The organism is Streptomyces sp. NPDC040410 (assembly GCF_055595715.1).
On the sequence record NZ_JBVIVK010000003.1, the window covers coordinates 338,913 to 361,108 of the forward strand.

A 22,196-nucleotide genomic window follows, 5' to 3' on the forward strand; every position below is an offset into this window, starting at 1 on the left:
TCGTTCATACGTACACGGGAGGCCCGCCCGTTTCGGCCCGATAGTCTGAATGCACCCGGCGACTCCGTCCCATGGGAGCACTGATGAGCGTCGCACCGAAGGCGTCCACGCCCGCCTGGCCGAGTAGCCCGCCCTCGCCACAGCACGGTGGCCCGGCCCCCTGGAGGGAGCCGGGCCGCTGCCGTACAGGCAAGAGCAAGCGCCGCGTCAGCGCACGAACACCCCGGCCTGGTTCGCCAGGTCCAGGAAGTACTGCGGTGCCACACCGAGCACCAGCGTGACCGCCACGCCGACCCCGATCGCGGTCATCGTCAGCGGCGACGGCACGGCGACCGTCGGGCCCTCCGGCCGCGGCTCGCTGAAGAACATCAGCACGATGACGCGGATGTAGAAGAACGCCGCGATGGCCGACGAGATCACACCGATCACGACCAGCGGGGCCGCGCCGCCCTCCGCCGCCGCCTTGAACACGGCGAACTTCCCGGCGAAACCGGAGGTCAGCGGAATGCCCGCGAAGGCCAGCAGGAACACCGCGAAGACGGCCGCCACCAGCGGCGACCTGCGCCCCAGCCCGGCCCACTTGGACAGGTGCGTCGCCTCGCCACCCGCATCACGGACCAGCGTCACCACGGCGAAAGCACCGATCGTCACGAACGAGTACGCGGCCAGATAGAAGAGGACCGACGACACCCCGTCCGGCGTGGTGGCGATGACACCCGCGAGGATGAAGCCCGCGTGCGCGATCGACGAGTAGGCCAGCAGCCGCTTGATGTCGGTCTGTGTGATCGCGACGATCGCGCCGCCGAGCATGGTGACGATCGCGACGCCCCACATCACCGGCCGCCAGTCCCAGCGCAGGCCCGGCAGCACGACGTACAGGATCCGCAGCAGCGCGCCGAACGCGGCCACCTTGGTCGCCGCGGCCATGAACCCGGTCACCGGGGTCGGCGCGCCCTGGTAGACGTCCGGCGTCCACATGTGGAAGGGCACGGCGCCCACCTTGAACAGCAGCCCCATGACGATCATCGCGGCGCCGATCAGCAGCAGCGCGTCGTTGCCCATGGTGTCCGCGAGGGCCGGGTGGACGTTCGTGACCGTGCCGTCGACGACCTGCGCGATCGTCGCGTACGACATCGAGCCCGCGTACCCGTACAGCATCGCGATGCCGAACAGGGTGAACGCGGAGGCGAACGCGCCGAGCAGGAAGTACTTGACCGCGGCTTCCTGCGACATGAGGCGCTTGCGGCGGGCCAGCGCGCACATCAGGTACAGCGGCAGCGAGAAGACTTCCAGGGCCACGAAGAGGGTCAGCAGGTCGTTGGCCGACGGGAAGATCAGCATGCCGGCGACGGCGAAGAGCAGCAGCGGGAACACCTCGGTCGTGGTGAACCCGGCCTTCACCGCGGCCTTTTCACTGTCGCTGCCCGGCACGGACGCGGCCTGCGCGGCGAACGAGTCGACCCGGTTGCCGTGCGCCTCCGGATCCAGCCGCCGCTCGGCGAAGGTGAACAGGCCGACCAGGCCCGCCAGCAGGATCGTGCCCTGCAGGAAGAGGGCCGGCCCGTCGACCGCGATCGCGCCCATCGCCGCGATGTGTGCCTTGGTCGTGCCGTACCCGTTCGCCGCGAGCGCGACGACCGCGGCGAAGGCGGCGGCGAGCGCGACGGCGGAGACGAACACCTGGACGTAGTAACGGGACTTGCGTGGTACGAACGCCTCGACCAGCACCCCGACGATCGCCGCGCCGACGACGATCAAGGTGGGCGACAGCTGCCCGTATTCGATCTTCGGCGCGTCGATCTTCGAGATCGGATCGGCCGCGGTTGTCCACAGGCTGTGGACGGCTACTGCGCTCACTTGGCCGCCTCCACCTCGGGCTGGGGGTCCTTCTTCTGTACGTCGGACATGGTCTGCTGCACCGCCGGGTTGACGATGTCCGTGACGGGCTTCGGGTAGACGCCCAGGAAGATCAGCAGCACCACCAGCGGGGCGACGACCACGAGTTCCCGCGCCCGCAGGTCGGGCATCGCGGCCACCTCGGTCCTCACCGGGCCCGTCATCGTCCGCTGGTAGAGGACGAGGGTGTAGAGCGCGGCGAGGACGATGCCGAACGTGGCGATGATGCCGATCACCGGATAGCGCGCGAACGTGCCGACCAGGACCAGGAACTCACTCACGAAGGGCGCGAGCCCGGGCAGCGACAGGGTCGCCAGACCGCCGATCAGGAAGGTGCCGGCGAGCACCGGGGCGACCTTCTGCACCCCGCCGTAGTCGGCGATGAGCCGGGAGCCGCGCCGGGAGATCAGGAAGCCGGCGACCAGCATCAGCGCGGCCGTCGAGATCCCGTGGTTGACCATGTACAGCGTCGCGCCCGACTGGCCCTTACTGGTCATCGCGAAGATGCCCATGATGATGAACCCGAAGTGCGAGATCGACGCGTACGCCACCAGCCGCTTGATGTCCCGCTGGCCGACGGCGAGCAACGCCCCGTAGATGATGCTGATCAGCGCCAGTACGAGGATGACGGGCGTCGCCCACTTACTCGCCTCCGGGAACAGCTGGAGGCAGAAGCGGAGCATCGCGAAGGTGCCCACCTTGTCGACCACCGCCGTGATCAGCACGGCGACCGGGGCGGTGGCCTCACCCATGGCGTTGGGCAGCCAGGTGTGCAGCGGCCACAGCGGCGCCTTCACCGCGAAGGCGAAGAAGAAGCCGAGGAACAGCCACCGTTCGGTGTCGGTCGCCATGTCCAGCGAGCCGTTGGCCCGGGCCTCGGCGATCTCCTGGAGGCTGAAGTTCCCGGCGACCACGTAGAGGCCGATCACCGCGGCCAGCATGATCAGTCCGCCGACAAGGTTGTAGAGGAGGAACTTCACTGCGGCGTACGACCGTTGCGTCGACGCCACCTCCTCGCCGTGCTCGTGGGCGCGGTCCCCGAAGCCGCCGATGAGGAAGTACATCGGGATCAGCATGGCTTCGAAGAAGATGTAGAAGAGGAAGACGTCGGTGGCCTCGAAGGAGACGATCACCATCGCCTCGACGGCCAGGATCAGGGCAAAGAAGCCCTGCGTGGGCCGCCAGCGCTTGCTGCCCGTCTCCAGCGGGTCGGCGTCGTGCCAGCCCGCGAGGATGATGAACGGGATCAGCAGCGTGGTCAGCGCGATCAGCGCCACCGCGATGCCGTCCACGCCCAGTTCGTACCTGACCCCGAAGTCCTTGATCCAGGCTTGGGATTCGGTCAGCTGGTAGCGCGCGCCGTCCGGGTCGAAACGCACCAGGACGACGATCGCGAGGACGAACGTGGCGAGCGAGACGAGCAGCGCAAGCCACTTGGCGGCATCGCGCTTTTTGGCCGGTACGGCGGCCGTGGCGATGGCCCCGATCGCGGGGAGCACCGCCGTCGCTGTCAGCAGAGGAAAGGACATCGGTATCAGACCGCCCTCATCAGCAGGGTCGCGGCGATGAGGATCGCCGCACCGCCGAACATCGAGACCGCGTACGAACGCGCGAAGCCGTTCTGCAGCCTGCGCATCCGCCCGGAGAGGCCGCCGACCGAGGCCGCCGTGCCGTTGACGACGCCGTCGACCAGGGTGTGGTCGACGTACACCAGGGACCTCGTGAGGTGTTCGCCGCCGCGGACGAGGACGACGTGGTTGAAGTCGTCCTGGAGCAGGTCGCGCCGGGCGGCCCGGGTGAGCAGCGACCCGCGCGGGGCGACGACGGGGACCGGGCGGCGGCCGTACTGGGCGTAGGCGATGGCGACGCCGACGACCAGGAGGACCATGGTGGCCAGGGTGACGGTCGTCGCGCTGACCGGCGAGTCGCCGTGGGAGTGCCCGGTGACGGGCTCCAGCCAGTGCAGGAAGCGGTCGCCGATGCTGAAGAAGCCGCCCGCGAAGACCGATCCGAAGGCCAGCACGATCATGGGGATCGTCATGGACCCGGGGGACTCGTGGGGGTGCGGCTCCGCGTGCTCGCCGCGGTGCCCGGCTGCGGGTTCCACGCTCGGCTCGGCGGGGGACGGCGTCTCGGCATGGCGCCAGCGTTCTTCTCCGAAGAACGTCATCAGCATCACGCGCGTCATGTAGTACGCCGTGATGGCCGCGCCGAGCAGGGCCGCGCCGCCGAGGATCCAGCCCTCGGTGCCGCCCTTGGCGAACGCCGCTTCGATGATCTTGTCCTTGGAGAAGAAGCCGGACAGGCCCGGGAAGCCGATGATGGCGAGGTAGCCGAGACCGAAGGTGACGAACGTGATCGGCATGTACTTCCTGAGGCCGCCGTACCGCCGCATGTCGACCTCGTCGTTCATGCCGTGCATGACCGAACCGGCGCCGAGGAACAGCCCGGCCTTGAAGAAGCCGTGTGTCACCAGGTGCATGATCGCGAAGACGTAGCCGATGGGGCCGAGGCCGGCGGCGAGCACCATGTAGCCGATCTGCGACATGGTCGAGCCGGCCAGTGCCTTCTTGATGTCGTCCTTCGCGCAACCGACGATCGCACCGAACAGCAGCGTGACCGCGCCGACGACCGTGACCACGAGTTGCGCGTCGGGCGCCGCGTTGAAGATCGCGCCCGAGCGGACGATCAGGTAGACGCCCGCCGTCACCATCGTCGCGGCGTGGATGAGGGCCGAGACGGGGGTCGGGCCCTCCATCGCGTCCCCGAGCCAGGACTGCAGCGGTACCTGGGCGGACTTGCCGCATGCGGCGAGCAGCAGCATCAGGGCGATGCCGGTGAGCGTGGCCTCGCCGGCGTCTCCGACGAGCCCCGGCTCCTCCTCGGTCCCGAGCAGCGGGCCGAAGGCGAAGGTTCCGAAGGTCGTGAACATCAGCATGATGGCGATGGACAGGCCCATGTCGCCGACGCGGTTGACCAGGAAGGCCTTCTTCGCCGCGGTGGCCGCGCTGGGCTTGTGCTGCCAGAAGCCGATCAGCAGGTACGACGCCAGGCCGACGCCTTCCCAGCCGACGTACAGCAGGAGGTAGTTGTCGGCGAGGACGAGCAGCAGCATCGCCGCGAGGAACAGGTTCAGGTAGCCGAAGAAGCGGCGGCGGCGCTCGTCGTGCTCCATGTACCCGACCGAGTACAGATGGATCAGCGAGCCGACGCCCGTGATCAGCAGCACGAACGTCATCGACAACTGGTCGAGGCGGAAGGCGACGTCCGCCTGGAAGCCCTCGACCGGGATCCAGCTGTACAGATGCTGGGTCAGGGTCCGGTCTTCGGCGCTCCTGCCCAGCAGGTCGGCGAAGAGGATCGCGCCGAACACGAAGGAGACGGCGGCGAGGACGGTGCCGATCCAGTGGCCGACAGCGTCCAGCCTCCGGCCGCCGCACAGCAGGACCGCCGCTCCGAGCAGAGGCGCCGCGATCAGCAGCGCAATCAGGTTCTCCACGATTCAGCGACCCCTTACAGCTTCATCAGGCTGGCGTCGTCGACCGAGGCCGAGTGGCGGGTACGGAACAGCGACACGATGATCGCGAGCCCGACCACGACCTCCGCGGCGGCGACGACCATCGTGAAGAAAGCGATGATCTGGCCGTCGAGGTTGCCGTGCATCCGGGAGAAGGCGACGAACGCGAGGTTGCAGGCGTTGAGCATCAACTCGATGCACATGAACACGACGATCGCGTTGCGCCTGATCAGCACGCCGGTCGCGCCGATCGTGAACAACAACGCGGCGAGGTACAGGTAGTTGACGGGGTTCACTTCGACGCCTCCTCGGCCCGCTTGAAGTTCGCCGGCTCGATCGCGGTCCTCTCCAGGCGCTCCTCGGCGCGCTGCTCCAGGGCCCGCAGGTCGTTGAGCGCCTCGGCCGACACGTCACGGATCTGACCGCGCTCGCGCAGCGTCTTGCTGACGGTGAGCTCGGACGGAGTGCCGTCGGGCAGCAGGCCCGCGATGTCCACCGCGTTGTGCCGGGCGTACACGCCGGGCGCCGGCAGCGGCGGTACGTGCCTGCCCTCACGCACCCGCTGCTCGGCCATCTCGCGCTGGGTCCTGGCCCGCTCGGTGCGCTCGCGGTGGGTGAGCACCATGGCGCCGACGGCCGCCGTGATCAGCAGGGCGCCGGTGATTTCGAAGGCGAAGACGTACTTCGTGAAGATGAGGGCCGCGAGGCCCTCCACATTGCCGTTCGCGTTGGCCTGGGTGAGGCCGTCGAACTCCTTGATGGAGGCGTTGCCGATGCCCGCGGCGAGCAGGATGCCGAAGCCGAGTCCGCACACCAGGGCCAGCCAGCGCTGGCCTTTGATGGTCTCCTTCAAGGAGTCGGCTGCGGTGACGCCGACGAGCATGACCACGAACAGGAACAGCATCATGATCGCGCCGGTGTAGACGACGATCTGCACAATGCCCAGGAAATATGCGCCGTTGGCGAGGTAGAACACCGCCAGGACGATCATGGTGCCGGCCAGGCAGAGCGCGCTGTGCACAGCCTTCTTCATGAAGACGGTGCACAGGGCGCCGATCACGGCGACCGTGCCGAGGACCCAGAACTGGAAGGCCTCACCCGTGGAGGTGGAGTACGCGGCGAGCTGCGCGGTCATCGGCCGATCACCTTCTCCGACGCCGGCTCGTCCTCACCGGGGGTCGAGGCGGCCTCCTGGGGGACCTCGCCCTTGGAGAAGGCCACCTGCCGCTCCGTGCCCGGCGCGGCCTCCGTCACCAGCCCTTGGTAGTAGTCCTGCTCGTCCGTCCCCGGGTAGATGGCATGCGGGCTGTCGACCATGCCCTCTTCGAGACCGGCGAGCAGCTGCTCCTTGGTGTAGATGAGGTTGGCGCGGCTGCTGTCGGCGAGCTCGAACTCGTTCGTCATGGTCAACGCACGCGTGGGGCACGCCTCGATGCACAGGCCGCACAGGATGCAGCGGGCGTAGTTGATCTGGTAGACGCGGCCGTACCGCTCGCCCGGGGAGTAGCGTTCCTCGTCCGTGTTGTCGGCGCCCTCCACATAGATGGCGTCGGCGGGGCAGGCCCAGGCGCACAGCTCGCAGCCGACGCACTTCTCCAGGCCGTCCGGATGGCGGTTGAGCTGGTGCCGTCCGTGGAAACGCGGAGCGGTGGTCTTCTGCTGCTCCGGGTACTGCTCGGTCAGCCGCTTCTTGAACATGGCCTTGAAGGTCACGCCGAAGCCGGCCACGGGGTTCTGGAAACCGGGCTTGGTCTCCTTGGGCTCCTCAGCCATCGGACGCCTCCTTTCCCTCACGAGTTCCGCCCATCGATCCGTCACTCGCAGTATCCGACCCACCACTGACAATCAACTCCCGGTCACGGCGCGGGCGGCGTCGCGGCACCGGTGGAAGCTCCTGTCCCGGCAGCGGCGGCACGGGGAATCCGCCTGCCATCGGGTCGAAGCCCGCAGGCTCTTCGGCGGCGGGCCGCTCGGCCGTCCTCGCCTTCTCCCGGAACATGTCGGCGACGAAGGAGAGCAGCAGCACGGCGAGGACGCCGCCGCCGATGTAGAGCGCGATGTCGGCGAAGTCGTAGTTCTCGTTCCTGAGGGTCCGTACGGTCGCGACGAGCATCAGCCAGACCACGGAGACCGGGATGAGGACCTTCCAGCCGAGCTTCATCAGCTGGTCGTAGCGGACGCGGGGCAGCGTGCCGCGCAGCCAGATGAAGAAGAAGAGCAGCAGCTGGACCTTGACGACGAACCAGAGCAACGGCCACCAGCCGTGGTTCGCGCCCTCCCAGAGGGTGCTGACCGGCCACGGGGCCCGCCAGCCGCCCAGGAAGAGCGTGGTGGCGACCGCAGAGACCGTCACCATGTTCACGTACTCGGCCAGCATGAACATCGCGAACTTGATCGACGAGTACTCGGTGTTGAAGCCGCCGACCAGGTCGCCCTCGGACTCCGGCATGTCGAAGGGGGCGCGGTTGGTCTCGCCGACCATCGTCACGATGTAGATCACGAAGGAGACCGGCAGCAGGACGATGTACCAGCGGTCGTGCTGCTGCTCGACGATCGTCGACGTCGACATCGACCCCGAGTAGAGGAACACCGAAGCGAACGCGGCGCCCATGGCGATCTCGTACGAGATCATCTGCGCGCAGGAGCGCAGGCCGCCGAGCAGCGGGTAGGTGGATCCGGAGCTCCAGCCCGCGAGGACGATGCCGTAGATGCCGACCGAGGCGACCGCGAGGATGTAGAGGACCGCGATCGGCAGGTCGGTGAGCTGCATCGTGGTGCGGTGGCCGAAGATCGAGATCTCGTTGCCGGCCGGCCCGAAGGGGATCACCGCGATCGCCATGAAGGCCGGGATGGCCGCGACGATCGGCGCGAGGACGTACACCACCTTGTCCGCGCGCTTGACGATGATGTCTTCCTTCAACATCAGCTTGATGCCGTCGGCGAGCGACTGGAGCATGCCCCACGGTCCGTGCCGGTTGGGGCCGATGCGCAGCTGCATCCAGGCGACGACCTTGCGCTCCCACACGATGGAGAACAGCACGGTCACCATCAGGAAGGCGAAGCAGAACACCGCCTTGACGACGACCAGCCACCAGGGGTCGTGGCCGAACACCGAGAGGTCTTCAGCGGCGAGGTACGGGCTCATGCCTCCACCTCCTTGGGGGCCTCGCCGGCGGGCGTCGCCGGGCCGATACGGACGAGGGAGCCGGGCAGCGCCCCGGTGTCGGAGGCGACGCCGCCGCCGGTGGAGTTCAGCGGGAGCCAGACCACCCGGTCGGGCATCTCCGTGATCCGCAGCGGGAGTTCGACCACTCCGGTGGAGCCGGTCACGGCGAGCACGTCGCCGTCCTTGACGCCGGCTTCGGCGGCCGTGGCGGCCGACACGCGCGCGTGGGCGGCGTGCCGGGTGCCGGCGAGAGCCTCGTCGCCCTGCTGGAGAAGGCCTTGGTCGAGGAGCAGGCGGTGCCCGGCCAGGACGGCTTCTCCGGCGGCCGGCCGCGGCAGCGCGTCCGCCGTCTCCAGGGGCTCGCTCCCCCGCGGCCCGTCCCAGGCGCCGAGCCGGTCCAGCTCCGCGCGCGCGGTGCGCAGATCCGGCAGACCCAGGTGTACATCCATGGCGTCGGCCAGCATCTGGAGCACACGCGCGTCTGCGGGCGCCAGGCGCCGGGTCATCTGGTCGGGCTTGAGCGCGGCCTCGAAGAAGCGGACCCTTCCTTCCCAGTTGAGGAAGGTGCCGGCCTTCTCGGCGACCGCCGCGACGGGGAGTACGACGTCCGCGTGCTCGGTGACCTCGCCGGGCCGCAGCTCCAGCGACACCAGGAAGCCCACTTCGTGAAGCGCTTCACGCGCGCGTGCCGGGTCAGGCAGGTCGGCGACCTCCACACCCGCCACGAGGAGGGCCTGAAGCTCACCCCTGGCTGCGGCCTCGACGATCTCACCGGTGTGCCGCCCGTAGCGGTGCGGGAGTTCGGCGACACCCCAGGCGGCGGCGACCTGCTCACGCGCGCGCGGGTCGGTGGCCGGACGGCCGCCCGGCAGCAGCGACGGCAGCGCGCCCACCTCGACCGCCCCGCGCTCCCCTGCCCGGCGTGGAATCCACACCAGCCGGGCGCCGGTCGCGGACGCGGCCCGTACGGCGGCGGTGAGGCCCCCGGCGACCGCGGCCAGCCGCTCACCGACGACGATGACGGCGCCCTCGGCGCGCAGCGCCTCGGCCGCCTCGGCTCCACCGTCCTCCAGGCCGACGCCGCTCGCGAGCGCGTCCAGCCACTCGGTCTCGGTGCCGGGAGCGGCGGGCAGCAGGGTGCCGCCCGCCTTCTGCAGACCGCGCGTCGCGTGCGTGGCGAGGGAGAAGACCTTCTGTCCGTGCCCCCGCCAGGCCTTCCGCAGCCGCAGGAAGATCCCGGGCGCCTCCTCCTCCGCCTCGAACCCGACGAGCAGAACGGCCGGCGCCTTCTCCAGCGAGGTGTACGTGACGCCCGTACCGTCGAGGTCGCGGCCGCGCCCGGCGACCCGGGCGGCCAGGAAGTCGGCCTCCTCACTGCTGTGCACGCGCGCGCGGAAGTCGATGTCGTTGGTACCGAGGGCCACGCGCGCGAACTTGCTGTAGGCGTAGGCGTCCTCGATGGTGAGGCGGCCGCCGGTCAGGACGCCGGTCCTGCCGTGCGAGGCGAGCAGTCCCTGAGCGGCGATCTGCAGCGCCTCCGGCCAGGAGGCCGGTACGAGCTCGCCCTCGGGGTTGCGCACCAGCGGCGTCTCCAGCCGGTCCCGCTGCTGCGCGTACCGGAACCCGAAACGGCCCTTGTCGCAGATCCACTCCTCGTTGACCTCGGGGTCGTCGGCGGCGAGCCGCCTCATGACCTTGCCGCGCCGGTGGTCGGTGCGCGTCGCGCAGCCGCCCGAGCAGTGCTCGCAGACGGACGGCGAGGAGACGAGGTCGAACGGGCGGGAGCGGAAGCGGTACGCCGCCGAGGTGAGCGCGCCGACCGGGCAGATCTGGATGGTGTTGCCGGAGAAGTACGACTCGAAGGGGTCGCCCTCACCGGTGCCGACCTGCTGCAGCGCGCCCCGCTCGAGGAGCTCGATCATCGGGTCGCCCGCGATCTGGTTGGAGAAGCGGGTGCAGCGGGCGCACAGCACGCACCGCTCGCGGTCGAGCAGCACCTGCGTGGAGATCGGTACGGGCTTCTCGTACGTCCGCTTCTTGCCCTCGAAGCGGGACTCGGCGTTGCCGTGGGACATCGCCTGGTTCTGCAGCGGGCACTCGCCGCCCTTGTCGCAGACCGGGCAGTCCAGCGGGTGGTTGATGAGGAGCAGCTCCATCACACCGTGCTGGGCCTTCTCGGCTGCCGGCGAGGTGAGGTGGGTCTTCACCACCATCCCGTCCGTGCAGGTGATGGTGCACGAGGCCATCGGCTTGCGCTGGCCCTCCACCTCGACGATGCACTGGCGGCAGGCGCCGGCCGGGTCGAGGAGGGGGTGGTCGCAGAAGCGGGGGATCTCGATGCCTAGTTGCTCGGCGGCACGGATCACCAGGGTGCCCTTGGGCACGCTGATCTCGGCGCCGTCGATCGTCAGCGAGACGAGGTCTTCCGGCGGGACCGCCGCCTCTCCTCCTCCGGAGGGGGCGCTGGTGGTCACGGTCATGCGTTCACCTCCGTGCGGTCGGCCCAGGCCGTCGACTTGGCCGGGTCGAAGGGGCAGCCGCGGCCCGTGATGTGCTGCTCGTACTCCTCGCGGAAGTACTTGAGCGAGGAGAAGATCGGCGAGGCGGCGCCGTCGCCGAGGGCGCAGAAGGACTTGCCGTTGATGTTGTCGGCGATGTCGTTCAGCTTGTCGAGATCGGACATGACGCCCTTGCCGGCCTCGATGTCGCGCAGCAACTGCACGAGCCAGTACGTCCCTTCGCGGCACGGCGTGCACTTGCCGCAGGACTCGTGGGCGTAGAACTCGGTCCAGCGGGTGACGGCGCGCACGACGCAGGTCGTCTCGTCGAAGCACTGGAGAGCTTTTGTGCCGAGCATGGAACCCGCGGCGCCCACTCCTTCGTAATCAAGAGGGACGTCGAGATGCTCGTCGGTGAACATCGGAGTCGAGGAGCCGCCAGGCGTCCAGAACTTGAGGCGATGCCCGGCGCGCATCCCGCCGCTCATGTCGAGGAGCTGACGGAGCGTGATGCCGAGCGGAGCCTCGTACTGGCCCGGATTGGCGACATGGCCGCTGAGCGAGTAGAGCGTGAAGCCCGGGGACTTCTCGCTGCCCATCGACCTGAACCATTCCTTGCCTTTGTGCAGAATCGCGGGAACTGACGCGATCGACTCGACGTTATTCACCACAGTCGGGCACGCGTAGAGGCCCGCGACAGCAGGGAAGGGGGGACGGAGCCGCGGTTGACCCCGGCGGCCCTCGAGCGAGTCGAGCAGTGCGGTCTCCTCACCGCAGATGTACGCGCCCGCGCCCGCGTGCACGGTGAGCTGTAGGTCGAGTCCGCTGCCCAGGATGTTCTCGCCGAGGTAGCCCGCCGCGTAGGCCTCAGCGACGGCTGAGTGCAACCGCCGCAGCACAGGGACGACTTCACCACGCAGATAGATGAAGGCATGCGAAGACCTGATGGCATAACACGCGATGACAATGCCCTCAATGAGGCTGTGCGGGTTCGCGAAGAGGAGCGGGATGTCCTTGCAGGTTCCGGGCTCCGATTCGTCGGCGTTGACAACTAGATAGTGCGGCTTTCCATCCCCCTGGGGAATGAACTGCCATTTCATTCCCGTGGGGAATCCCGCGCCACCGCGACCGCGCAGACCGGAGTCCTTGACGTACGCGATGAGGTCGTCCGGCGACATGGCCAGCGCCTTGCGGAGCCCCTCGTATCCTTCGTGCCTTCGGTAGACGTCCAGCGTCCAGGACTTGTCCTCGTCCCAGAAGGCCGACAGCACGGGTGCGAGCAGCTTCTCGGGGCTGGTGTCTTTGATCTCGGGTGCCAAGGTCATCACTCCCCCTCCTCGGCGGCGGGCCCGGCCGGGTGGGCGGGGTCGGATGCCGACGTGTCCTGCGGCGCGTCGTGCGAGCTCAGATGCTCGGTGGGCGACGGCTCGTGCACCGCCCTGTCCTGCCGCTTGTCGTGCGGGCGGCCGTCGCGCGGGTGGACCACGCGCGCGGGTGCGGCCTCTCCCCTGGCCAGGCGGAGGCCCACCAGCGAAGCGGGTCCGGCACTGCCGCTCGCCTCGACGGCGCCGTCCCGCGTGTCGGGGAAGCCTGCCAGGATCCGGGCGGTCTCCTTGAAGGTGCACAGCGGAGCCCCGCGGGTGGGCTCGGCCGGCCGTCCCGCGCGCAGGTCGTCGACAAGGCGCTTGGCACTCGCCGGGGTCTGGTTGTCGAAGAACTCCCAGTTGACCATCACGACCGGCGCGAAGTCGCAGGCCGCGTTGCACTCGATGTGCTCCAGGGTGACCTTGCCGTCGTCGGTGGTCTCGCCGTTGCCGACGCCCAGGTGCTCCTGCAGGGTCTCGAAGATCGCGTCGCCGCCCATCACCGCGCACAGCGTGTTGGTGCAGACGCCGACCTGGTAGTCACCGCTCGGCCGGCGCCGGTACATGGTGTAGAAGGTCGCGACGGCGGTGACCTCGGCCGTGGTCAGGTTGAGCATGTCCGCGCAGAAGTGCATCCCGGTGCGCGTGACATGGCCCTCCTGCGACTGCACGAGGTGCAGCAGGGGCAGCAGGGCGGAGCGGGAGTCCGGGTAGCGGGCGATGATCTCGCGCGCGTCCGTCTCCAGCCGGGTTCGAACGTCGTCCGGGTAGGCGGGCGCGGGCAGTTCGGGCATGCCCAGGCTGACGCCCCGGTCCGAAGAACTCGTGGTCACCGGTCGACGCCTCCCATCACGGGGTCGATGGACGCGACGGCGACGATGACGTCGGCGACCTGGCCGCCCTCGCACATCGCCGCCATCGCCTGCAGATTGGTGAAGGACGGGTCGCGGAAGTGGACCCGGTAGGGGCGGGTGCCGCCGTCGGACACGGCATGCACCCCGAGTTCGCCCTTGGGCGACTCGACCGCCGCGTACACCTGTCCCGGCGGGACGCGGAAGCCTTCGGTCACCAGCTTGAAGTGGTGGATCAGGGCCTCCATGGAGGTGCCCATGATCTTCTTGATGTGGTCGAGGGAGTTGCCGAGCCCGTCGGGTCCCAGGGCGAGCTGGGCGGGCCAGGCGATCTTCTTGTCGGCGACCATGACCGGACCGGGCTGCAGCCGGTCCAGGCACTGTTCGACGATCCTGAGCGACTGGCGCATCTCCTCCAGACGCACCAGGAAGCGGCCGTAGGCGTCGCAGCTGTCGGCGGTCGGGACGTCGAAGTCGTACGTCTCGTAGCCGCAGTACGGCTGTGCCTTGCGCAGGTCGTGCGGCAGGCCGGTCGAGCGCAGGATCGGGCCGGTGGCGCCGAGGGCCATGCAGCCGGCCAGGTCGAGGTAGCCGATGTCCTGCATACGGGCCTTGAAGACGGGGTTCCCGGTGGCGAGCTTGTCGTACTCCGGGAGGTTCTTCTTCATCTTCTTCACGAACTCGCGGATGTGGTCCACCGCGCCGGGCGGCAGATCCTGCGCGAGTCCGCCGGGGCGGATGAACGCGTGGTTCATCCTGAGGCCCGTGATGAGCTCGTAGATGTCGAGAATCATTTCACGATCACGGAATCCGTAGATCATGATCGTGGTGGCGCCGAGCTCCATGCCGCCGGTGGCGATGCACACCAGGTGCGAGGACATCCGGTTCAGCTCCATCAGGAGCACCCGGATGATCTCGGCCCGCTCGGTGATCTCGTCCTCGATGCCGAGGAGCTTCTCGACGGCGAGGCAGTAGGCGGCCTCGTTGAAGAAGGACGTCAGGTAGTCCATGCGGGTCACGAACGTGGTGCCCTGCGTCCACGTGCGGAACTCGATGTTCTTCTCGATGCCGGTGTGCAGATAGCCGATGCCGCACCGGGCTTCGGTGACGGTCTCGCCCTCGATCTCCAGGATCAGGCGGAGCACCCCATGGGTGGAGGGGTGCTGGGGACCCATGTTGACGACGATGCGTTCGTCGTCGGCGCGGGCCGCGGACTGGACGACCTCGTCCCAGTCGCCACCGGTGACCGTATATACGGTGCCCTCGGTGGTCTCACGGGCGGATGCTGACTGCGTGCTCACGAGTACGACCTCCGCTGGTCCGGAGCCGGGATCTGGGCGCCCTTGTACTCGACGGGGATGCCGCCGAGGGGGTAGTCCTTGCGCTGCGGGTGGCCCTGCCAGTCGTCCGGCATCATGATCCGCGTCAGGGCCGGGTGGCCGTCGAAGACGATGCCGAAGAAGTCGTAGGTCTCACGCTCGTGCCAGTCGTTGGTCGGATAGACCGGGACCAGGGACGGGATGCGCGGGTCGGCGTCCGGTGCGCTGACTTCGAGGCGGATCAGCCGGTTGTGGGTGATCGAGCGCAGGTGGTAGAGGGCGTGCAGCTCGCGGCCCTTGTCCTGCGGGTAGTGGACACCGCTCACACCGGTGCAGAGCTCGAAGCGCAGGGCGGGGTCGTCGCGCAGGGTCAGGGCGACGCGGAGCAGGTGCTCGCGCTCGATGTGGAAGGTGAGCTCGCCGCGGTCGACGACCGTCTTCTCGATCGCGTTGTCGGGCAGGAGGCCCTGTTCCTCCAGCGCGCCCTCGAGTTCGTCGGCGACCTCGTCGAACCAGCCGCCGTAGGGGCGGCTCGCCGGTCCCGGGAGGCGGACCGACCGGACCAGGCCGCCGTAGCCGGAGGTGTCGCCGCCGTTGTCGGCGCCGAACATGCCGCGCTGGACGCGGATCTCCTCGCCGCCGTCGCCGCGCTGGCCGGGCAGGTTGGAGGCGCCGAGGTCCTTCTCGGGGTTCACGCCGTTCGACGCCCCGTTGGTGCCGTTCGCGTCGCTCACCGCAGCAGCCCCTTCATCTCGATCGTCGGCAGGGCCTTGAGCGCCGCTTCCTCCGCCTCACGGGCCGCCTCCTCGGCGTTCACGCCGAGCTTGGAGGTCTGGATCTTCTGGTGGAGCTTGAGGATCGCGTCCATCAGCATCTCGGGCCGTGGCGGGCAGCCGGGCAGATAGATGTCGACCGGCACGATGTGGTCGACGCCCTGGACGATGGCGTAGTTGTTGAACATGCCGCCCGAGGAGGCGCAGACCCCCATGGAGATCACCCACTTGGGGTTCGGCATCTGGTCGTAGACCTGCCGCAGCACCGGCGCCATCTTCTGGCTGACCCGCCCGGCGACGATCATCAGGTCCGCCTGGCGCGGCGAGCCTCGGAAGACCTCCATGCCGAAGCGCGCCAGGTCGTAGCGGCCGGCGCCGGTGGTCATCATCTCGATGGCGCAGCAGGCGAGGCCGAACGTGGCGGGGAAGACGGACGCCTTGCGCACCCAGCCCGCGGCCTGCTCGACGGTGGTCAGCAGGAAACCGCTCGGCAGCTTTTCTTCGAGTCCCATGTCCTAATGCCCCTCAGTCCCATTCCAGACCGCCGCGCCGCCATACGTACGCGTACGCGACGAAGACGGTGAGCACGAAGAGCAGCATCTCCACGAGCCCGAAAACACCCAGGGCGTCGAAGGTGACGGCCCAGGGGTAGAGGAAGACGATCTCGATGTCGAAGACGATGAAGAGCATCGCCGTCAGGTAGTACTTGATGGGGAAGCGCCCGCCGCCGGCCGGCGTGGGGGTCGGCTCGATACCGCACTCGTAGGCCTCGAGCTTCGCCCGGTTGTACCGCTTCGGACCGATCAGCGTGGCCATGACCACGGAGAAGATCGCAAAGCCTGCCCCGAGGGCTCCCAGTACGAGGATGGGCGCATAGGCGTTCACCGCTCCTCGCTCCTCTCAGTCGGCACTGACTGCTGGCGATGGCGTCGGACCCGCATCCGCCCCACGGGTCCCACGAACCCCGCCCGCACCGGCGAAGATCGAGAACATGTGAAGCAGCTCACAAGCCCAACTGCCTCGCATCTTATGCCCGCCGCTCTGTGATCTGCGACACGGGGTATTGCCCAAGCTTTGTGATCTCCACCACCTGACGAACGATCATGAAGTCGGATGAGCGGTGATCTTCACACAAGAAGCGTCCGAGTGATCACCAGAGGTGACATTTTCGTTCATCGACGCAGGTCGAGCGGGGCGTCTCCATATCAAGAGACTTCCGTTGCATGCAAATTGGTATTGGAGGCGGTGCCCTGCTAGAGGACCGCGTTCACACATCAGGGGGAGACGGCGGCCGGATGTGGACGCGTGCACGCGTTCACGAGCGGGTCACGGGTCGTGACCCGCCCGCAATCCGGTCGTGATCCACACGCGGGACGCGACCGCCCCCGTAACCGTTGCGTGACCTCCGCCACATTGATGAGAGGGGCCCCAGAAGAGGGCTTGGCCACCCACCGCTACAAGTGGTAAGCGGAGGGCAATTCGGGCGTAAAGACGAAAGACCGTGATCACAGGCTTGATCACGTCAGTCCGCTTTGTCCGTTACGGCGTCAATAAAGAGTGACGGACCGGGGATTCGGACCTCCATTGAGCAACTGTGGCGCACCACACGTTTCTTGAAGGTATGGAGGAGCCCCTGATACCGCTTGTACCCATGTCCCACACCGCTCACATACGCAGCCACCGGAAACCCCGCCGCAGCGCGTCGAAAATCGCGATGCGGGCCGGAGTTGCCGGTGGCGTCCTCAGCACCCTGGCAGTGGCCGGGGCGTCCGGCGCGGCGAACGCGGCCGAGCCGGTGACGCAGACCCTTGAACTGCCCACCCTGACGGCCGACCTGGCCGCCCAGGTCGCCCAGTCCGCGGACGCCACGCAGCAGGCCGCCGCGAACTACGAGCTGCAGGCCGAGCGTGACGCGGCCGCCGCGAAGGCCGCGAAGCAGGCCAAGTCGGACCTCGCGAAGGCGAAGAAGAAGGCGGAGGCCAAGAAGAAGGCCGCCGAGGCGGCCCGCAAGGCGGCCGCAGAACAGGCCGTGTCGCGCTCCTCGGAGCGGACCACTCTGCCGACCACCACGACCGCGTCGGCCCCCGCCAGCGGCAGCGTCGCGACGGTCATCGCCTTCCTCAAGGCACAGGTGGGCGACACGTACATCATGGGTGCCATGGGGCCCGACGCCTGGGACTGCTCCGCCCTCGTCCAGGCGGCGTTCAAGCAGGTCGGTGTCGACCTGCCGCGCGTCTCGCAGGACCAGTCGATGGTCGGCACGGACGTGTCGCTGTCCAACGTCCAGGTCGGCGACATCCTCTACTGGGGTGCCAAGGGTTCCGCGTACCACGTGGGCGTGTACATCGGAAACGGCCAGTACCTGGACGCGGCCAACCCCTCCAAGGGTGTTGTCATCCAGGACCTGTCCGGATACCCGGCGACGGGCGCGGTGCGCGTCCTCTGAGTCGCACGGATCGCCGGAAGGGCCGCAGCCGCTCGGGGGCAGCGGCCCTTCGGCCTCATCCACGGACGTGCCTCCGGCTCATCCCACTTCGAAGGTGTTGGGCATGCCCCGCCGGTAGCGGACCTCGTCGATCCGCTTCAGGGGTTCCCTCTCCGGCGGCCGGTACAGCTCCCGGACGCGACACCGCCCAGTGTCCGAATTGTCCGCGGCCAGAAACGCGTTGACGGCCCGTCGCGCCGACTCGCCGGCGCCCTCCATCGTCGCGAGATCGACGTCGGTGCGGACATGGTCGCCCGCGAGGAAGAAGTTCGGGACCGCGGTCCTCGCCGACGGCCGGTTGCGGAGCGTGCCCGTGGGGTGGATGAGGAGCTGTTCGCGGTTCTGCGGGTCGGGGCCGCCGCAGAGTCCCGTCACCGCCGGGTCCATGAACCAGCCGGGGCGGTCGCCGTCCGTGAACGTCGTCTTGCCGGCGTCGTTCAGGCCGTCCTTCAGCCGGACCCACAGTTCGGCGACGATCTCGTCCTTGGTGCACTCGCGGGCCGTCTCGCCGTACAGGATGCCGGGCTTGTCCCACTCGGAGATGGCGGACCAAGCAGGCACCGGGTTGGGACTGTTCGTGTACGACTGTCCGAACGACGATGGTGTCCGACATGTCGGACACATCGTCAACCCGGAACTGGAGCCGCTCGACCCGAACGGGCGACGGCTGCTCGACGAGGGCGAGGGGTGGCCCCCGCCACCCTGTCGGTGCCGGGCGCCGTTCATGGACGCACCGCGTCCCGACCCCGCCGTGGTGCGCGGGCTCGACAAGGGCGGCAATCCGCTCGTCGTCGAGGGCACGGGGTGCTTCGCCCGCTTTCTGGCGCACGAGACCGATCAACCGATCACACGAACGGGCACGTGTGTCTCGACCGGCTCTCCAGGCGCGGGCGCGAGGAGGCGCCGCGGCGGGTGGCGGACCGGCGGGACGTGGTGTTCGCGCGCCGGGCCGCCGAACAGGAGGCGCTCACCTTCTGAGGCCCCGCCGGTCACGCCTTCGGCGCCACCTTGCTCAGGCCGTTGATGATCCGGTCCATCGCGTCGCCGCCCGTCGGGTCGGTGAGGTTGGCGAGGAGCTTCAGGGTGAACTTCATCAGGAGCGGATGGGTCAGGCCACGCTGGGCCGCGATCTTCATGACCTTCGGGTTGCCGATGAGCTTCACGAAGGCGCGGCCCAGCGTGTAGTAGCCGCCGTAGGTGTCCTTGAGAACGCGCGGGTAGTGCTGCAGTGCCGTCTCCCGCTGGGCGGGCGTGGAGCGGGCGTGGGCCTGGACGATGACGTCGGCGGCGATCTGGCCGGACTCCATGGCATAGGCGATGCCCTCGCCGTTGAAGGGGTTCACCAGGCCGCCGGCGTCACCGACCAGCAGCAGGCCCTTGGTGTAATGGGGCTGCCGGTTGAAGGCCATCGGGAGCGCGGCGCCGCGGATCGGGCCGGTCATGTTCTCGGGGGTGTAGCCCCAGTCCTCCGGCATGGACGCGCACCACGCCTTCAGGACCTCGCGCCAGTCCAGCTCCTTGAAGGAGTCGGAGGTGTTGAGCACGCCCAGGCCGACGTTCGAGGTCCCGTCCCCCATGCCGAAGATCCAGCCGTAGCCCGGCAGCAGCCGGTCCTCGGCTCCGCGCCGGTCCCACAGTTCGAGCCAGGACTCCAGGTAGTCGTCCTCGTGGCGTGGTGAGGTGAAGTACGTGCGGACCGCGACGCCCATCGGGCGGTCCTCGCGGCGGTGCAGGCCCATCGCCAGGGACAGCCGGGTGGAGTTGCCGTCGGCGGCCACGACGAGCGGCGCGCGGAAGGTGACCTCGCGCTTCTCCTCGCCGAGCTTGGCGTGGACGCCGGTGATGCGGCCGGTGCGGTCGTCGACGATCGGCGCACCCACGTTGCAGCGCTCGTACAGCCGCGCCCCCGCCTTCTGGGCCTGGCGGGCGAGCTGCTCGTCGAAGTCGTCACGCTTGCGGACGAGGCCGTAGTCCGGGAAGGAGGCGAGATCCGGCCAGTCCAGCTGGAGGCGGACGCCGCCGCCGACGATGCGCAGGCCCTTGTTGCGCAGCCAGCCGGCCTCCTCCGAGATGTCGATGCCCATCGCCACGAGCTGCTTGACCGCGCGCGGGGTGAGTCCGTCACCGCAGACCTTCTCGCGCGGGAACTCGGTCTTCTCCAGGAGGAGTACGTCGAGGCCGGACTTGGCGAGGTGGTACGCGGTCGTGGAGCCGGCTGGCCCCGCGCCGACGACGATCACATCGGCGGTGTTTTCGGAGAGGGGCTCGGTCACGGCGGGATCTCCCCAAGTTCGAAATCTGCGTGCCGACGGGCACTGGACATGGGCAGTCTATTCAGCGTTACCGATCACCCGGCTGAAGGGCTGCCCCCGTGAACCGAGCTCTCCCCGAGGTACGGCTCCGCGTACCCACCGACGAGGACGCCGTCGCCTGGCACCGGATCTTCGACGACCCGGACGTCATGGAGTTCCACGGCGGCAAGTCCGCGGAACTGTCCGTCTACGAGGAGCTCACCGCCCGCCAGCGCCGGCACGACGCCGAGCACGGCTTCTGTCTGTGGACCATGCTCGACGAGTCCGGGCAGGTCATCGGCTTCACGGGCGCCCAGCCGTGGCCGCAGGAGTGGGGCCCGAAGGGCGAGATCGAGATCGGATGGCGGCTCGGCCGGGAGCACTGGGGCAAGGGGTACGCCACCGCGGCCGCGCAGCTGACGCTGGAGCGGGTGCGCGCCGCGGGCGTGCCGAGCGTGGTGGCGATGGTCCTCGCCGGCAACACGCGGTCGATCGCGGTGACGCGGCGGCTGGGCATGCGTCTCGCCGAGGTCTTCACGACGCCGGCCTCGCAGCACAAGGGGCTCTGCTACCGGCTCGACCTCCAAAGTAGTGACACAGAGTAACCGACTGCCACAGAAAGACACGTGACGCTTCCGGGCGGTATCGGACGGGGGTTACCCTGCCGGTACCGCTGGGGGTGACGTCTGTGCACATAGCGCCCAAGACACCCGAAGTGCGCGTACCGCGACTTGTCGGTCTGATGGCCGAGGACGCGCGCCGGACCGCAGACGCGCGCGGGGTGCTGCTCGCCGCGCCGGACCGGCCCGACTTCCATCAGACCGTCGTCGACTTCGTCGTACGGCAGTACCCGCCGCCCGGTGTCGAGGTGCCGCGCGGGGCCGTGGTCACGGTGTGGTTCGACTTCGGCGAAGGTGAGGGCGGCGGGGGCGCCGGGGTGCGCGAGCCCCGGCTGCCGCGTCCGCCGAGCGGCGGGCTGCAACGGGAGCTCGACGAGCCGGGCGATCCGTACGCCGTCGTGGGGTTCGGCTCCCGCTGAAACCCTGGCGCAACCCTGGCGCGCGGTTCAGCTCTCCTTGTACCCCCGGTGCAGGGCCACGATCCCGCCCGTCAGGTTCCGCCATGCCACCTTCGACCAGCCGGCCTTGCGCAGCCGCTCGGCGAGGGCGGGCTGGTCGGGCCAGGCGCGGATGGACTCGGCGAGGTAGACGTAAGCGTCGGGGTTCGAGGACACCGCACGGGCGACCGACGGCAGGGCGCGCATCAGGTACTCGGTGTAGACGGTGCGGAAGGGCGCCCAGGTCGGGTGCGAGAACTCGCAGATCACCACCCGGCCGCCGGGCCTGGTCACCCGGTACATCTCGCGCAGCGCGGCGTCCGTGTCCTGCACGTTGCGCAGCCCGAAGGAGATCGTGACGGCGTCGAAGGTGTCGTCCTTGAACGGCAGCCTCGTCGCGTCGCCCGCGGTGAACGGCAGCCAGGCATGCCGCTCCTTGCCCACCCGCAGCATGCCGAGGGAGAAGTCGCAGGGGACGACGTAGGCGCCGGTACGGGCGAAGGGCAGCGAGGAGGTGGCCGTACCGGCGGCCAGGTCCAGGACCTTCTGCGCGGGCCGGGCGTCGACGGCCTTCGCGACCTCCTTGCGCCACACCCGGTCCTGGCCGAGCGACAGCACGTCGTTGGTCAGGTCGTACCGTTCCGCCACGTGGTCGAACATCGAGGCGACTTCGTGCGGCTGCTTGTTCAGGGAAGCGCGGGTCACGCCGCCATTCTTGCAGCACGGCGTCACAGGAGGAGCTTCGGCTCCTTCCTGGCGGCCACGTCCTCCACCCAACCGCATGACAGGCCGAACACCGCGATCAGCACCCAGCCGAAACTGCGTCCGACGACGAAACCGCGTCCGACGATGACTCTGCGTCCGACGATGACTCTGCGTCCGACGATGACTCTGCGTCCGACGATGACTCTGCGTCTGACGATGACTCTGCGTCTGACGATGCGGCCACCAACTGCAGTGGGATGAAGCAGAGTTCGGG

At 68.8% G+C, this 22,196-nt stretch carries 20 protein-coding genes and 1 pseudogene; 4 read left to right on the forward strand and 17 right to left on the reverse strand.

The window, feature by feature from the left end:
- Window positions 1–207: 207 nt before the first annotated feature.
- Genes nuoN through ACZ562_RS08970 form a run of 14 tightly spaced genes read right to left on the reverse strand, consistent with a single transcriptional unit; the run spans window position 208 to window position 16,269 of the window.
- A complete protein-coding gene (gene nuoN, locus ACZ562_RS08905; RefSeq protein ID WP_471175378.1) occupies window positions 208–1,857 on the reverse strand; it encodes an NADH-quinone oxidoreductase subunit NuoN in 1,650 nt (549 codons plus the stop codon).
- On the reverse strand, window positions 1,854–3,425 hold the full coding sequence (locus ACZ562_RS08910; RefSeq protein WP_471175380.1) for an NADH-quinone oxidoreductase subunit M: 1,572 nt from the start codon (window positions 3,423–3,425) through the stop codon (window positions 1,854–1,856). The genes nuoN and ACZ562_RS08910 overlap by 4 nt, the downstream gene beginning before the upstream one ends.
- Before the next feature lie 5 nt (window positions 3,426–3,430).
- Window positions 3,431–5,395, reverse strand: coding sequence for an NADH-quinone oxidoreductase subunit L (gene nuoL / locus ACZ562_RS08915; RefSeq protein ID WP_471175382.1), 1,965 nt, complete (start codon window positions 5,393–5,395; stop codon window positions 3,431–3,433).
- Window positions 5,396–5,409: 14 nt separating this feature from the next.
- Window positions 5,410–5,709, reverse strand: a complete 300-nt coding sequence (gene nuoK, locus ACZ562_RS08920; protein WP_028420845.1) for an NADH-quinone oxidoreductase subunit NuoK — start codon at window positions 5,707–5,709, stop codon at window positions 5,410–5,412.
- Window positions 5,706–6,548, reverse strand: coding sequence for an NADH-quinone oxidoreductase subunit J (locus ACZ562_RS08925; RefSeq protein ID WP_471175385.1), 843 nt, complete (start codon window positions 6,546–6,548; stop codon window positions 5,706–5,708). Before ACZ562_RS08925 ends, nuoK begins: the two co-directional genes overlap by 4 nt.
- Window positions 6,545–7,186 (reverse strand): NADH-quinone oxidoreductase subunit NuoI, encoded by a 642-nt coding sequence (gene nuoI, locus ACZ562_RS08930; protein ID WP_471175387.1) that lies wholly within the window; start codon window positions 7,184–7,186, stop codon window positions 6,545–6,547. The genes ACZ562_RS08925 and nuoI overlap by 4 nt, the downstream gene beginning before the upstream one ends.
- Entirely contained in the window at window positions 7,179–8,558 is a 1,380-nt protein-coding gene (gene nuoH, locus ACZ562_RS08935; protein WP_471175389.1) for an NADH-quinone oxidoreductase subunit NuoH, read from the reverse strand. The genes nuoI and nuoH overlap by 8 nt, the downstream gene beginning before the upstream one ends.
- Window positions 8,555–11,059 (reverse strand): NADH-quinone oxidoreductase subunit G, encoded by a 2,505-nt coding sequence (locus ACZ562_RS08940; RefSeq protein ID WP_471175391.1) that lies wholly within the window; start codon window positions 11,057–11,059, stop codon window positions 8,555–8,557. The genes nuoH and ACZ562_RS08940 overlap by 4 nt, the downstream gene beginning before the upstream one ends.
- Window positions 11,056–12,405 carry an NADH-quinone oxidoreductase subunit NuoF gene (gene nuoF, locus ACZ562_RS08945; protein WP_471175393.1) on the reverse strand — a complete coding sequence of 450 codons (1,350 nt, stop codon included), beginning with the start codon at window positions 12,403–12,405 and terminating at the stop codon, window positions 11,056–11,058. Before nuoF ends, ACZ562_RS08940 begins: the two co-directional genes overlap by 4 nt.
- The gene (gene nuoE / locus ACZ562_RS08950) at window positions 12,402–13,274 is read right to left on the reverse strand and encodes an NADH-quinone oxidoreductase subunit NuoE (RefSeq protein ID WP_471175395.1); all 873 of its coding nucleotides are present in this window, start codon (window positions 13,272–13,274) and stop codon (window positions 12,402–12,404) included. The genes nuoF and nuoE overlap by 4 nt, the downstream gene beginning before the upstream one ends.
- Window positions 13,271–14,593, reverse strand: a complete 1,323-nt coding sequence (locus ACZ562_RS08955) for an NADH-quinone oxidoreductase subunit D (RefSeq protein ID WP_471175397.1) — start codon at window positions 14,591–14,593, stop codon at window positions 13,271–13,273. Before ACZ562_RS08955 ends, nuoE begins: the two co-directional genes overlap by 4 nt.
- Complete coding sequence (locus ACZ562_RS08960; RefSeq protein ID WP_471175399.1) at window positions 14,590–15,345, reverse strand: NADH-quinone oxidoreductase subunit C; 756 nt, start codon at window positions 15,343–15,345, stop codon at window positions 14,590–14,592. Before ACZ562_RS08960 ends, ACZ562_RS08955 begins: the two co-directional genes overlap by 4 nt.
- Window positions 15,342–15,896 carry a NuoB/complex I 20 kDa subunit family protein gene (locus tag ACZ562_RS08965; protein WP_003998928.1) on the reverse strand — a complete coding sequence of 185 codons (555 nt, stop codon included), beginning with the start codon at window positions 15,894–15,896 and terminating at the stop codon, window positions 15,342–15,344. The genes ACZ562_RS08960 and ACZ562_RS08965 overlap by 4 nt, the downstream gene beginning before the upstream one ends.
- Before the next feature lie 13 nt (window positions 15,897–15,909).
- Complete coding sequence (locus ACZ562_RS08970; protein WP_007383963.1) at window positions 15,910–16,269, reverse strand: NADH-quinone oxidoreductase subunit A; 360 nt, start codon at window positions 16,267–16,269, stop codon at window positions 15,910–15,912.
- 736 nt (window positions 16,270–17,005) lie between these two features.
- On the opposite strand from ACZ562_RS08970, the gene ACZ562_RS08975 reads away from it, so the two are divergent.
- The gene (locus ACZ562_RS08975; protein WP_471175402.1) at window positions 17,006–17,830 is read left to right on the forward strand and encodes a C40 family peptidase; all 825 of its coding nucleotides are present in this window, start codon (window positions 17,006–17,008) and stop codon (window positions 17,828–17,830) included.
- A gap of 78 nt (window positions 17,831–17,908) precedes the next feature.
- Here ACZ562_RS08975 and ACZ562_RS08980 read toward each other — a convergent pair whose 3' ends face one another.
- A complete protein-coding gene (locus tag ACZ562_RS08980; RefSeq protein WP_471175404.1) occupies window positions 17,909–18,493 on the reverse strand; it encodes an FAD-dependent oxidoreductase in 585 nt (194 codons plus the stop codon).
- On the opposite strand from ACZ562_RS08980, the pseudogene ACZ562_RS08985 reads away from it, so the two are divergent.
- Window positions 18,414–18,847, forward strand: a pseudogene (locus ACZ562_RS08985) (peptide deformylase); the annotation flags it as partial. The gene ACZ562_RS08980 and the pseudogene ACZ562_RS08985 overlap by 80 nt on opposite strands.
- 11 nt (window positions 18,848–18,858) lie before the next feature.
- On the opposite strand, the gene ACZ562_RS08990 reads toward ACZ562_RS08985, so the two are convergent.
- The gene (locus ACZ562_RS08990; RefSeq protein ID WP_471175406.1) at window positions 18,859–20,142 is read right to left on the reverse strand and encodes a geranylgeranyl reductase family protein; all 1,284 of its coding nucleotides are present in this window, start codon (window positions 20,140–20,142) and stop codon (window positions 18,859–18,861) included.
- A 98-nt stretch (window positions 20,143–20,240) separates the two neighbouring features.
- On the opposite strand from ACZ562_RS08990, the gene ACZ562_RS08995 reads away from it, so the two are divergent.
- On the forward strand, window positions 20,241–20,765 hold the full coding sequence (locus ACZ562_RS08995; protein ID WP_471175408.1) for a GNAT family N-acetyltransferase: 525 nt from the start codon (window positions 20,241–20,243) through the stop codon (window positions 20,763–20,765).
- Window positions 20,766–20,848: 83 nt separating this feature from the next.
- Window positions 20,849–21,199, forward strand: coding sequence for a PASTA domain-containing protein (locus ACZ562_RS09000; RefSeq protein WP_471175410.1), 351 nt, complete (start codon window positions 20,849–20,851; stop codon window positions 21,197–21,199).
- Between the two features lie 27 nt (window positions 21,200–21,226).
- Here ACZ562_RS09000 and ACZ562_RS09005 read toward each other — a convergent pair whose 3' ends face one another.
- Window positions 21,227–21,922: a demethylmenaquinone methyltransferase gene (locus tag ACZ562_RS09005; RefSeq protein ID WP_471175412.1), complete on the reverse strand. Its 696-nt coding sequence runs from the start codon at window positions 21,920–21,922 to the stop codon at window positions 21,227–21,229.
- Between the last annotated feature and the right edge of the window lie 274 nt (window positions 21,923–22,196).